The organism is Streptomyces anatolicus, assembly GCF_019400875.1.
Classification (GTDB): domain Bacteria; phylum Actinomycetota; class Actinomycetes; order Streptomycetales; family Streptomycetaceae; genus Streptomyces; species Streptomyces anatolicus.
Genome location: NZ_WMBF01000195.1, coordinates 1 through 11,496, shown reverse-complemented (window position 1 = coordinate 11,496; position 11,496 = coordinate 1). Strand labels below are relative to the sequence as shown.

The 11,496-nt window shown below is 68.3% G+C and carries 11 protein-coding genes and 4 pseudogenes; 8 read left to right on the top strand and 7 right to left on the bottom strand.

All coding sequences use genetic code 11. From position 1 onward, the window contains the following. The 6 genes and pseudogenes from GKQ77_RS33940 to GKQ77_RS18455 all read right to left on the bottom strand — a co-directional run. Positions 1–446 (bottom strand): annotated as a pseudogene (locus GKQ77_RS33940) (NAD(P)/FAD-dependent oxidoreductase); the annotation flags it as partial. A 25-nt stretch (positions 447–471) separates the two neighbouring features. Then, positions 472–1,179: a flavin-containing monooxygenase gene (locus GKQ77_RS33935; protein ID WP_308117708.1), complete on the bottom strand. Its 708-nt coding sequence runs from the start codon at positions 1,177–1,179 to the stop codon at positions 472–474. A gap of 33 nt (positions 1,180–1,212) precedes the next feature. Next, a complete protein-coding gene (locus tag GKQ77_RS18470; RefSeq protein WP_219689956.1) occupies positions 1,213–2,025 on the bottom strand; it encodes an ABC transporter permease in 813 nt (270 codons plus the stop codon). Further along, positions 2,022–2,644: pseudogene (locus GKQ77_RS18465) on the bottom strand (ABC transporter ATP-binding protein). Before GKQ77_RS18465 ends, GKQ77_RS18470 begins: the two are co-directional and overlap by 4 nt. 196 nt (positions 2,645–2,840) lie before the next feature. Next, positions 2,841–3,083: a hypothetical protein gene (locus GKQ77_RS18460; protein ID WP_219689955.1), complete on the bottom strand. Its 243-nt coding sequence runs from the start codon at positions 3,081–3,083 to the stop codon at positions 2,841–2,843. A gap of 212 nt (positions 3,084–3,295) precedes the next feature. Further along, on the bottom strand, positions 3,296–3,802 hold the full coding sequence (locus tag GKQ77_RS18455) for a TnsA-like heteromeric transposase endonuclease subunit (RefSeq protein ID WP_258021521.1): 507 nt from the start codon (positions 3,800–3,802) through the stop codon (positions 3,296–3,298). Between the two features lie 601 nt (positions 3,803–4,403). On the opposite strand from GKQ77_RS18455, the gene GKQ77_RS18450 reads away from it, so the two are divergent. After that, on the top strand, positions 4,404–4,985 hold the full coding sequence (locus GKQ77_RS18450) for an HAD-IA family hydrolase (protein WP_219689954.1): 582 nt from the start codon (positions 4,404–4,406) through the stop codon (positions 4,983–4,985). Positions 4,986–5,152: 167 nt separating this feature from the next. Here GKQ77_RS18450 and GKQ77_RS18445 read toward each other — a convergent pair whose 3' ends face one another. Beyond that, positions 5,153–5,995 (bottom strand): LysR family transcriptional regulator, encoded by an 843-nt coding sequence (locus tag GKQ77_RS18445; protein WP_219689953.1) that lies wholly within the window; start codon positions 5,993–5,995, stop codon positions 5,153–5,155. A gap of 109 nt (positions 5,996–6,104) precedes the next feature. Here GKQ77_RS18445 and GKQ77_RS18440 point away from each other — a divergent pair, with 109 nt between their 5' ends. The 7 genes and pseudogenes from GKQ77_RS18440 to GKQ77_RS18415 form a co-directional block, all read left to right on the top strand. Continuing rightward, positions 6,105–7,301 (top strand): MFS transporter, encoded by a 1,197-nt coding sequence (locus GKQ77_RS18440; protein ID WP_219689952.1) that lies wholly within the window; start codon positions 6,105–6,107, stop codon positions 7,299–7,301. Positions 7,302–7,373: 72 nt separating this feature from the next. Next, positions 7,374–7,957, top strand: a pseudogene (locus GKQ77_RS18435) (aminotransferase class III-fold pyridoxal phosphate-dependent enzyme); the annotation flags it as partial. 199 nt (positions 7,958–8,156) lie between these two features. After that, positions 8,157–8,957: a bestrophin-like domain gene (locus GKQ77_RS18430; RefSeq protein WP_219689948.1), complete on the top strand. Its 801-nt coding sequence runs from the start codon at positions 8,157–8,159 to the stop codon at positions 8,955–8,957. A 233-nt stretch (positions 8,958–9,190) separates the two neighbouring features. Next, entirely contained in the window at positions 9,191–9,733 is a 543-nt protein-coding gene (locus tag GKQ77_RS18425) for an SDR family NAD(P)-dependent oxidoreductase (RefSeq protein WP_258021520.1), read from the top strand. Beyond that, entirely contained in the window at positions 9,715–9,996 is a 282-nt protein-coding gene (locus tag GKQ77_RS33465) for an SDR family oxidoreductase (RefSeq protein ID WP_372459921.1), read from the top strand. Before GKQ77_RS18425 ends, GKQ77_RS33465 begins: the two co-directional genes overlap by 19 nt. 158 nt (positions 9,997–10,154) lie before the next feature. Then, positions 10,155–10,466: a hypothetical protein gene (locus GKQ77_RS34160; protein ID WP_372459920.1), complete on the top strand. Its 312-nt coding sequence runs from the start codon at positions 10,155–10,157 to the stop codon at positions 10,464–10,466. A gap of 249 nt (positions 10,467–10,715) precedes the next feature. Continuing rightward, positions 10,716–10,979, top strand: a pseudogene (locus GKQ77_RS18415) (FG-GAP-like repeat-containing protein); the annotation flags it as partial. Between the last annotated feature and the right edge of the window lie 517 nt (positions 10,980–11,496).

Sequence of the window (11,496 nt, the reverse complement as noted above, 5' to 3'; positions counted from 1 at the left end):
GGAACGGAGAGCCGTGCTGTGCTCGTGCGGTTGAGCGTGCGGGCAATCTGACGGGCGTCGACCCCTGCCTGGTAGAGCGCCCCGTAGAGGGGGTTGCCGAAGCCGGCGAAGAACAGGCCGGGTGCGTCCGGGCAGGTGTGAGCGCCCGTGACCAGCGGCCGTCCCCGGGTACCCAGCATGACGGTGGTGGCGAGCAGATTCTCCAGGTCGGTCCGGTAGCCGGTCGCGGCGATGACGGTATCGGGAGTGAGGGCCGTGCCGTCGGACAAGCGGACCTGGGCACCCAAGAAACCGGTCGTCTCGGCGACCGGCTGGACGTCGCCTTCGCGCACGGCGGCGACGATGCCCCGGTCGTGTACGGGGCTCGTCTCGTCCCGCGCCGAGCGCGTGTACAGACCCTCTTCAGGAAGCGGGAGCCCCTGTGCGGACAGGTCGGGGAGGAACAAGCGGCGGATGAGCCTGGTGGCGCTGTCACCCCCACGCGGGCGGGAGGCGGCGTGTGTAGATTCCTGCGGCCTGCCAGCGGCTGCTGTTCCTGGGGACGATGTTCGGTGCGGCGCGGACCGACAGCCACGTCTGGGCCGCCCCGGCCCGGCTGACGGCGACCGCGATCTCGGTGCCGCTGTTCCCGGCTCCGACGACCAGTACTCGCCGTCCTTCGTAGGAGGCGGGGTCACGGTAGTCGCTGGAGTGCAGAAGCCGACCGGTGAAGGAATCGGCACCGGACCACGCCGGCAGGTGGGGAGTGTGGTTGCGGCCTGTAGCGAGCACGACCGCGCGAGCCGACAGGACACCCTGTCCGGTGTCAACGAGCCACTCGGCTGCCGTACGGCCGGACGCGGGCCGGCCGATGGTCACCCGCTCGACGCGGGTACGGGTGCGCACATCGAGCTGGTGGTGGGCGGCGTACTGCTCGAGATACGCGGCCCAGTCGTCGCGCGCCACCCAGGTACCGGCAGCACGAGGAACGGGAAAGCCGGGAAGGCTGGAGAGCCGACGGGGGGTGTGCAGCCGCAAGTGGTCGTAGTGACCGCGCCACCCGTCGCCGACGCGGTCCGAGCGCTCCAGGACCACAACGGGCACCTGGGCGCGACGCAACATCGCGGCCGCCGCCAGGCCGCTCGGGCCGGCACCGATCACGACCACGGGCCCAGAGGCATGCATATCAAGTTTCATCATCGTTCAAGGGGAACGAAACAATCCGCCCACGCGTCACGGGAAGAGCGCGACGGTCGAACGCTCCTGCCTGTCCGAGGGTGTCTGCAGGACAGTGCCATACGACCGGGTACGCAAGCAGAAGGCGGCCAGCGCCACGGCAGCGGCACCCGCGCACCAGAGCAACGTCCGCGCCGTGTAGCCGCCGGGAGCGACCGGTGTGAAGGTTGCCGCCAGCGCAGACTGCAGCGCACCGTGCAGAGGCAGGACATCAAGGCCGGGCAGGTCCACGACCTTGACCGTGGGGTTCTGCATGCCGGCGTCCACGAGACTCACCATGATCACTACGAAAAAGCCCTCCAGCTCGCCTCGCAGGAGGGAACCGAGCATGAGCCCGAAGGCGCCGTACGTGACGTTGGCCGCCAGCAAGGAACCCGCCAGCCACCAGAACTGCTGCACCGGCAGCGAGAGGTGCAGCAGCAACGCCGTGTAGAGACTCAGCACCGTGGCAACGACAACCAGTGAACTGAAGCGCGCGCCCAGCAGTTCCAAGCGGGAACACCCCGCCAGCACCAGGCGGCGGTCCATCTCCCTCGCCTTGATCGTCACCATGAACATCATGAACCCGGTCACCGTGGTCACCGCATTCAGCATGCCGGCAAGCTGCGCCACCTGGTTCGAATCCAGCAGCTCCCGCAATCCTGCTGCCTTGACGGAGAACGGCCGCACCGAGGAGTAGGCGGAGACACGCACCAGCACGATCCACAGCGGGAGGAAGAAAAGAGCCAGCGCCATCGCCAGCCGGTTGCGCAGGTGGCTGACCACCATGCTTCCCAGCATCACGCCGAAGCCTGTCAGGCGGGACGTCACGTGCTGCTCGCCTCCTGGAGGAAACGGCCCCGGTGCAGGTGCCGTACCGCGTCGAATTGTTCCCGCTCATGCACCAGGTGTGTGACGACGAGGACTGACCGGCCCGCCGCCCGCAGCATGGAGGCGAGTTCCCAGAACCGCCGGTGGGTGTCCCAGTCGAAGCCCTGGTACGGCTCGTCCAGGACAAGGAGCTGCGGGTCGTGCATAACGCGAGCGTCAGATTGAGTTTCTGCCGCGTACCGCCACTGAGCGTCCCCACCCGCATATCCCTGCAGTCCTCGAAACCGAAGAACTGCATCAGTTCATGGGCTCGCCCCAGATCCCGCAGACCGTACGCAACCTGGAACAGCCGCAGATGCTGGCGCACGGTGAGGGTGTCGTTGAGCACGGCCGTCTGCGGGCAGTACCCGAACGCCCCCGCGCGCTCGACACCCCCTCGGTCGGCGGCTACCTGCCCGACCGCGATACGCAGCAGAGTGCTCTTCCCCGCCCCGTTTTCCCCTACGACCGCTACCAGTGTTCCCGCACGGATGCAGAGATCAGCACCGGACAGTACTTGGTGACGCCCGTACGCCTTCCATACGTCATCGAGCCGCAAATACTGCTGAGGGCTGTTCATCGGCGCCGTCGCACTCCTGCCGGGTCAGTGGGGCATGACGGCAGGGCACCCGCGCACGCTGCTGTCCGTATCGCACTGAAGAACGCACTACTCGATCCTCCCGGTCGCAACAGAGACCCACGGGGAGCGGCACGCTTGCCGTCCGGCACGCTGCCCAGACCGCCCAGCTTGACCAACTCGCCGTAGCGGCCCGAGGTCACGCCGGGCCCGACTTCTTGAGCGCCGCCGTCCCCCGCCGGATCGTGCTGACCCCGACGCCGAGCTCGGCGGCTTTGACGGCGTAGCGGTGCAGCAACGGCTCGCCCGGGGCGAAGTCCGCACGCGCCTCTCCGTCCAGCGCCAGCACAGCGTCGCCGAGCCGGTATCCGGTCAGAACCTCCTGGAGGTGCTGGACCCTCACGGTCAGCTCGTCGTCCTCCTCGTCGGCCAAGCCGCTCAACAGGGCTGCGGAGGCCGTCGCCTCCTCTGGGGTCGCTTCCAGGATCTCGGTGGTGGGATGGGCGAGCAGTACAGAGATGTCGACCTGCCGCAGGTAACCCTGGCCGCAGTGTCGTCGTCCACTGGTTCATCCACGCCTCCGCAGTACGCACTCTCCCGACAGCGGCTTGGCCACCAGGTCCGTGGTCAGCCGTCCCGCCCACAACAGGGCCATCAGCGGCGGACGGGCTTCCTCGGGCTCCCGGTCCCGGCCAACCGCCGCTCGGCGAGCGCCAACTCCTCGCCGTCGAGGACCTCTCGCCAGGCCCGTTCGACTTCGTCGGCGGGCACAACACCGGGATGCCGATAGGCGGCCAGAAGCCTGATGTTCTCCAGCAGGGTCGGATCGGCTCCCGACCAGATCTCGTACTCCCAGCCATGCCGCACGATCAGATGTCCCGGCCAGGCCAGCGCCAGTGCGACCTTGGGGTTCTGCAGGCGCGAGGCCGGCTTGACGTTGACGACGCGCACCGTCCCCGAGCGCATCACCAAGAGGAAGTCAGGAACATGGCTGCGTACCTTGCCGTCGACCCGCGCCACCATCCGCAAGGGCTGGGCGAAAATGCCGCACACCGACGGATCGAAGTCGGCGAGCAGCCGACGGGCCAACTCCAGGCGGTTCTCATAGACAACCTGGCCGCCCGTCGTCGCCGAGGCATACTCCCCCGAGTAGTGCGCCATCCCGTGTACCGAGCGGCCCCGGCGCCAAGCCCGACTCTTCGAAGTCCCTCAACCGCAGCAGATTGAAGGGGACTTCGCGAGTCGACCCGTCGGCGTACCGAATCGACGCCGCAGGGCTGCTGCCCTTGCCACGGCTCTCCTCAAGGCGCTGTCCGGCCATACTGGATCGATTCGAAGGGGATACACCGCCCAAACCGGAAGTGAGTTAATAGGCGACAACTGACAGCTACTGCGCGTTACCAGTGCTCATGATCACGTGAAAATGCCCACGAAACTGCGGAACCTAGAGCAACACCAGGCGGCACCTGCTCGACGAAGACGGCCTGCTCTTGCTCGACGAAGACGGCCGTCCGTCCGGCCCCGTCTATGGACCGGACGCCGTCGAAGGCGTCACCTGCCTGATTCAGGTACAAGGACAGGCCGTGGGAGCCTGCGGTGATGGGACGGCGCCCCTCCGTGGGTGATGAGGAGCTGCCCGTTGTCGGCGAGGTGGTCCTCGCAGCGCTCGGGTACAGGGAGCGGGCGCCTACGGCGGTGTGGGCGGCCGGCAGCCCAAGGGTTGTCCCGCTATCCTCTGCCCGCGGCCTGGCATGATCGATGAGTGGCCACTGAACTGCGCGGTAAGTACGTCCTGTTCGATGTCGACGGCACGTTGATCGACGCGGTGGGCAATCAACGCCGGGTCTGGGCGACCTGGGCGGAGCGGTACGGCCTGGACGCGGAAGAGGTCTATCAGGTTGCTCTGCGGACGCGGCCGGAGGCGACCTTCGCCCAGGTCGCTGCGGACCGAGATCCGGGCGAGTGCCTGGCTACGCTGCATGAGCTGGAGGACGAAGACGTCCGCTCCGGCGTCTATGCGGCTTTCGACGGGGCGTCCGAGCTGCTGCGGAGTTTGCCTCCGGGGTCCTGGGCGCTGGTGACCTCGAATTACGAGCACCGGGTACGTGGGCGTTTCCTGCGGACGGGCCTGCCGGTACCGGGTGTGATCGTGGACGCGGCCGCTGTCGAGGAGGGCAAGCCCTCTCCCGTTCCCTATCTGCGAGCCGCTGAGCGGCTCGGCGCCGACCCCACAGACTGCCTGGTCATCGAGGACGCGCCATCTGGGGTGCTCGTCAGTCTGCGCGGGGCAATCCCGCACATCCTGCACTTCGCGACCGGCCCTCACGGGACTGCGGCAGCCTGAGCCCATCCGCCGGCGCGGCGGTATGGGGATGATCTTCGCGTGACCGGTGTGATCGCGGTGTCCAAGCCGTCCTGAAAGGACACCGTGCTTGTCGGGGGCGGCAGCTTGGTACCCACCGCGTGATCACACAGCGGCTGAGCAATCGAAGAACGTTCTCCGGTGCGGGCTCAGATGGTGCGTCGTAGCGCGGTCTCCACCGCATCGATCAGCGGGTCGGCTTCGGACCGGGGGTGCCGCGCAAGGCCGAGCTCGACGTCCGGAAGGGCGGGCAGGGCGTCCTTGTTGTGGCAGGCCACGGCCGGTTCCAGGTTCGTGGGCAGGACGGCCGCGACGCCGAGCCCAGCCCGCAGCGCGGCGAGCACACCGGCCAAGCTGTTGCTCTCGAACGTCATCCGCCAAGGACGTTCGGCACGTTCGAGTGCGGTGAGTACCGACGTACGCCAGGAGCACGCGTTTGAGAACAGCACCACCGGCAGTGGGTCGGCGGCCACGTCCACGCCCTGGCCGACGGCCCAGACCAGCGGGCGGCGTACCGTCCAACGCAGCGGTCCGGGAAGGGCTGGTACTTCGTTGAGTACGAGTTGGACGCGGCCCGCGTCGTAGGCCTCCCTCATTGCCGTGTCGGGCATGCTGAGCACCTCGAGCGTGGCGCCCGGGTGCAGTTGGGCGAGATCGGCGAGGGTCTGCGGAAGCTGGGACGCGGCGAGGTCCTCGAGCAGGCCGACGCCGCAGCGGCCAGTGAGTACGCGTCCGGTCTCGCTCATTGCCTGTGCGCAGAGCCCGAGGATGCGATCGGCGTAGGGCAGCAGTTCCTCGCCTGCCCGGGTCAGCGAGACGCCGGACGGTGACCGGTGCAGAAGTGGGCGACCCACGGCCCGTTCGAGTTTGCGGACCTGTTGGCTGAGGGCCGGCTGTGTCTGTCCCAGCGCGGTCGCGGCACGGCTGATGCTGCCTGCCCGCACCACAGTGACGAAGGACCGCAGGAGTGTTATGTCGAGATCCTTGGGCATAACGATTCATTATGTCGGCTCCAGCAAATGCACGGCTACCTATGGCGGTTGAGGCGAACTAGCGTCACGCGGGTGAACCGGATACCGAGAAGTACTCGCTCTGCCGGGGATGGCAGCGCTCCTGGTCGTTACCTTCCTCGCTCGCATCGCGATCACGTCCGTCGTGACGGCGTTGACGATGTACGTCGTGGTGGGCTTGGACCTGAGCTACGCGGCAGCCGGTGGCGCTGCGGCGGCTCTGACCGTCGGACTGGCACTGGGCGGGCCACTGTTGGGGCGCATGCTTGATCGGCGGGGTCTGCGTGCGGTGCTGCTGGTCACCGTCGCGGTGCAGGCCGTGTTCTGGCTCAGCGTGACGGTCCTGACGTATGAGGCTCTTCTGGGTGCCGCGTTCGCGGCAGGCCTGCTGATGGTGCCGGCCCAGCCGGTGACCAGGCAGGCGATCGCCGCGATGACGACGGCGCAACAGCGTCGGACCGCGTTCGCGCTGGAGTCGGTGCAGGGCGAACTGTCCTACATGGTGGGCCCAGCAGTCGTGATCCTGGGCGTCGCGTTGATGTCTCCCGGAGTGGTGATCGAGGTGGTCGGCGCCGCGATCGTGACCGGCGGGGCCGTGCTGGCTCTCCTCGACCCGCCGCTGCGTGCCGTCGGCGATGTGGACAGCACCTCGAGCGGGCGGAGCCCGCGTCGGGAGTGGCTCGGTGCGCGCATGGTGGCTGTGCTGCTCATGGCATTCGGTACCACGACGTTGCTCAGCGGCGTTGATCTCGCCGTCATCGCCACGCTCGAAGAAGCCGGTCAAGTCTCCCGCGCGGCGGTGGTCGTGGCCGCGCTCGGCATGACCTCGGTTGTTGGCGGGCTGGTCTACGGCAGATTGTCCATGGCACCCCCCGTATGGCTGCTGCTCGGCCTGCTCGGGCTCACGACCATCCCTGTCGGGCTCGCCCGCGACTGGCTGTGGCTGTGCGTGGCCGTGGTCGGCACCGGCTTTCTCGCCGCGCCGACCCTTTCCGCGGTGACCGAGGCAGTGAGCCGACTGGCTCCGGCCGCGGTGCGGGGTGAGGCGACAGGACTGCAGTCATCGGCGCAGAGCGCGGGATTCGCCCTCGGGGCACCGATCGCCGGGGGAGCGCTGGACGCCTTTGCTCCGGCGGGTGGCTTCGCGGTGGCCGGGCTGGCGGGCTGTGCTGCCGCGCTGACCGGTTGGCTGCTGACCCGACGGTCTTCGAGGGGCGGACCTAGCGGGGGACCAGATATCGAAGCGGCGGACCGGGGCACCTCAGTCAGGCGACACGGCCGGTGCTGAGCACCGAGAGGAGCAGCTCGCCGCGGTGGGCTGCGCGATCCGTAATGCGTGGTGGCCGTCGACGGGCCGCTCGCCGCCCTGGTGGTGGAGACCCTGCAGGGCGAGGGCGGGGTCAATCCGGCCCGCCGAGACTGGCTCCAGACGCTCACCTCCTGGGCCCGGGCGCACGGCACTCTGGCGGTCGATGACATCCAGACGGGCCGCGGACGCACCGGCCCGTTCTTCTCCTTCGAGACGTCCGGGATCATGCCCGACATCGTCTGCTTGTCCAAGTCGATCAGCGGTTACGGGATGCCGATGGCCCTCACCCTGCTACGCCCCGAGTACGACGTGTGGCGCCCCGGCGAGCACAACGGCACCTTCCGGGGCCACAACCCGGCGTTCGTCACCGCTACCCGAGCCCTGGAGGTCTTCTGGTCCGACGGCGTCCTCCAGGCCAGGACCGCGACGTTGAGTGAACGGGTGCGCCGCTGCCTCACCGAGACGGCCCGCCGCCATGGGCTGGCAAGCCCGCGCGGACGGGGCCTGGCCTCCAGGAGGAGGTGGTCAAAGTGCTGCCGCCGCTCACCGTGACGGACGGGCAGCTGGAGCATGGTCTGGCGGTACCGGACGAGGCAGTCGCGGCCGTGAGTGAAGTCCGGGACCCGGTGGCCTGAGTCACCGGCCTACCGCAGGGATCACCCCGTCCCCTTCGCCGACAACACCCAGAAGAGATCAGTGGGCCGACCGGCCCAAAACACCCGCTCGTTTGAGGGTGCAGAGACGTTTTCTCGTTCGGGGTCGTATAAAGCGCGGGACATGATCCCGATGCCCCCGCGTACCGGGGCTCGTCGAGATCGCTGAAGGTGTCCATCCGTGGTTCTCATCATCGTTGTCGCTGTGCTGGCGCTGCTCGCGGGTCTTGCCGCCAACCGTTTCCTGCGGCCCAGGCTCGTGAGTGAGGACGACGACGCCGGCATGTGTGTCAAGGATTTGGTCGGCCCGCTGCTGACACTGACTGTGCTGCTCCTGGCTTTCGTCCTGGTCACCGCCAACGGCTCGTACGGAAAGGCCGAGGTCGCCGCACGCGGGGAAGCCCGGGCCGTCGACCAGCTCGTCGAAGCCGCTGAATACGCCCCCGGAACACAGAAGGCCAAGATCCAGGCGGACGCCGTGTGTTACGCCCGCGCCGTACGCACCCAGGAATGGCCCGCCATGGCCGACGGCGACGGCTCCCGGGCGCCGAGCGTGTGGTCCACCGACTTGCGTCGCGTGTTCCGCGAGGTGGAGGGCAAGCCGGTCTTCGGCATGCTGGTCGCCGCGGACAACAAGCGTTCGGAGGAGCGTGAGGAGCGCCTCACTCAGGCCACCGCCAGCATCCCCGGCGCGATCCTGTGGTTCCTGCTCGCCACCCTGGTCATCACCGTGATGGCCCTGGGCACCTGCATCCCCCGCCGCAACAACCGCGGACAGATCATCACCCTCACCGTCATCACCGCACTCCTGACCGCCACCCTGTGCATCATCCGGGACGTCGACCGCCCCTTCGGCGGCATCATCGACATCAAACCCACCTCCATTACGGACGTCGAACGCCAGGCCGAGCGCGATTTCCTCGCCCACCACACCGCGGCCGACCTCCCCTGCGACGAGCAGGGCAACCGCACGAACACCTGAGCCCGCGCCGCACCGGTGGAAACAGGGTGTGGCGCGCGGTGGCGTTCGCGGTCCGCCCCACGTTGAGGGGCTGCCCGACGGCGGAACCGTGGCTGAAAGCCCGGTCGACCGCGAAACACATGGTGTACAAGAAGCGGACCAGGCCCGGCTGGGGTGTTCGCTCTCGCGGTGACGCCCCTCGGATGCGGTTGATCCAGCCGGGCCGCATCGGAAGGCGACAAGGAGGGTGAGGTATGGCGGGCACACCGGGCACACCGGGCACTCCGTGGCAGGAACGCTCCGTCATCGTGACCGGAGGGACGCGCGGCATCGGACGGGGCATCGCGGAGCTCTTCGCCCGCCAGGGCTCACAGGTGGTACTCACCGGCCGAGACGCGCGGACCGCGGAGAGAGTGGCCCAAGCCCTCGCACGCTCCACCGGGGGCCGGGTGAGCGGCCTGGCGGTGGACCTGCGCGACCCGGAGGCGATCGAGGTGATGGCGGCCGAGACGGAGCAGCGGCATGGGCACGTGGACGTCCTATGTGCGAACGCCGGAATCTTTCCCGAGAAGCCGCTGCGTGAGATGACTTCCGGCGACATCGACGAGGTCCTGGCGGTCAACCTGCGAGGAACGATGCTCGCGGTGCGGGCGTGCCTGCCCGCCATGGAGCGGGCCGGCCACGGACGTGTGCTCCTCACCTCCTCCATCACGGGACCACCACAGGCTTCCCGGGCTGGTCCCACTACGGCGCCAGCAAGGCCGGACAGCTCGGCTTCCTGCGCAGCGCGGCCGTAGAACTCGCCCCGCACCGCATCACCGTCAACGCGGTACTGCCCGGCAACATCCGCACCGAAGGTCTCGAAGCAATGGGGGAGGACTATCTGCGACAGATGACCTCCGCCATCCCGCTGGGCAGGCTGGGCGAGACCGCGGATGTCGCGCACGCGGTCCTCTTCCTCGCCTCCGACCAAGCGGCGTACATCACCGGCCAGACCATCACTGTCGACGGCGGTCAGACTCTGCCGGAATCCGGCAACTCCCCCACGATCGGGCCCTGATGATTTCGCCGGGAAGCCCGGGATCACCCCGCTCTCGAACGTGGTGACGTGTCCCGGCGAAACGCTCCAAGAGATCCACCCGAAAGTGATCTTGTCAGGCCCCCCGCTCCTGTGACCTGCTGGAGTGAACCGACTACCAGTAGTGGTTCTGGTCGGCGATGGACGGAGGGATAAGGATGAGTGATCCTCAGGCGCCGGTCTCAGGTGACGAGAGTTCCGAGGCAGTGATCAGTACGGTCGCGGGAACCGGAGTCGCCGGGTTCGACGGGGACGGCGGGCTGGCCGTTTCTGCCGAGTTGAGGCGCCCGAGAGGCCTCGCGGTGGACAGCGCCGGCACCCTTTACATCTCCGACTTCGCTAACCACCGGGTCCGGAAGGTCCGCCGGACGGGACCCTCAGCACGGTCGCGGGAACAGGCACCGCGGGTTCCGAGGGGGACGACGGCGGCCTCGCTGTCACGGCCCGACTGAACGGCCCGCGCGGAATCGCTGTGGACGATGGCGGCGCCGTCTACGTCGTCGACACCGGAAACGAGCGGGTCCGGAAAATCGCGCCCGCCGGGACGATCAGCACGGTCACCGGAACCGGGTACGGAGGGAATCTCGGTGACGGCGAGATTCCCGCCGACACCGCCCGGCTGCTCAGTCCCCGAGGGATCGCGGTGGACAGCGCCGGCAGCCCGTACATCGTCGATTACGTCACTCGCCGGATCAGGAAGGTCGGCGGAGCAACACCCTCGGTTCCTGGTCGCGACCACAGGGGGCGAGGCGGTCGACATCGTCGGCTTCGGCCCGCAGGGCGTCGTCGTCTCACGCGGACGCCGCGACGGCACCTTCGAACCCTCCGAGCTCGTCCTGAACGACTACGGGAACGCCCAGGGCTGGGGCAGCAAGAAGCATCTGCGTCTCCTCGCCGACATCACCGGGGACGGCCGCCTCGACATCGTCGGCTTCGGCGGTCCAGGCGTGTACGTGGCCCGCAACCTCCACCGCCAGTTCGAGACCCGCTGACGGGAGGCTGCCAACGCCTGCATCACCGCTACGATCGCAAGCCGAGTCCTATCTTCGTCTGCTGGTAGTACACGGCACGTGTACGCGCTGACCTGCGGAAACGAAGGAGGTTGGCTCGTGGAAGAGAAGTCGGTCCGGGTCCGGGTCTGGCGGGCGAAAGCCGTATTGCATGCGGAGGCGCGAGTGCCCCTGTGGCGCCTCATGGCACAGGGGCCGACATACCTCACTCCAGAAGAGCCGCACCCATCTCATCTCCTTCCGCACCGTGCTCATTGGCGGGTCCATCTCGCGCACAGTTCACGGGCCACGTGATCGCCGGTGTGCACTCCCGCGACGGAGCGCCGGGTTCGCAAGGTGAAGCGCGTGGCAGCCGCCGGCAGGAGGCAGGCACGCGATCCGGCAGGATGACCGCATGCCCCACACCCCGATACGCCCCGCACAGCCCTTCGACGAGAAGTGGATCGCCCAGGCCCTCAACGGTTTCATCGAA

What these genes read in the sequence shown, in the direction of transcription:
- GKQ77_RS18445 (WP_219689953.1), bottom strand. Translation starts at nt 5,995, where the DNA reads ATGCCCAAGGATCTCGACATAACACTCCTGCGGTCCTTCGTCACTGTG.
- GKQ77_RS33935 (WP_308117708.1), bottom strand. Translation starts at nt 1,179, where the DNA reads ATGATGAAACTTGATATGCATGCCTCTGGGCCCGTGGTCGTGATCGGT.
- GKQ77_RS18455 (WP_258021521.1), bottom strand. Translation starts at nt 3,802, where the DNA reads ATGGCGCACTACTCGGGGGAGTATGCCTCGGCGACGACGGGCGGCCAG.
- GKQ77_RS18440 (WP_219689952.1), top strand. Translation starts at nt 6,105, where the DNA reads ATGGCAGCGCTCCTGGTCGTTACCTTCCTCGCTCGCATCGCGATCACG.
- GKQ77_RS34160 (WP_372459920.1), top strand. Translation starts at nt 10,155, where the DNA reads ATGGACGGAGGGATAAGGATGAGTGATCCTCAGGCGCCGGTCTCAGGT.
- GKQ77_RS18425 (WP_258021520.1), top strand. Translation starts at nt 9,191, where the DNA reads ATGGCGGGCACACCGGGCACACCGGGCACTCCGTGGCAGGAACGCTCC.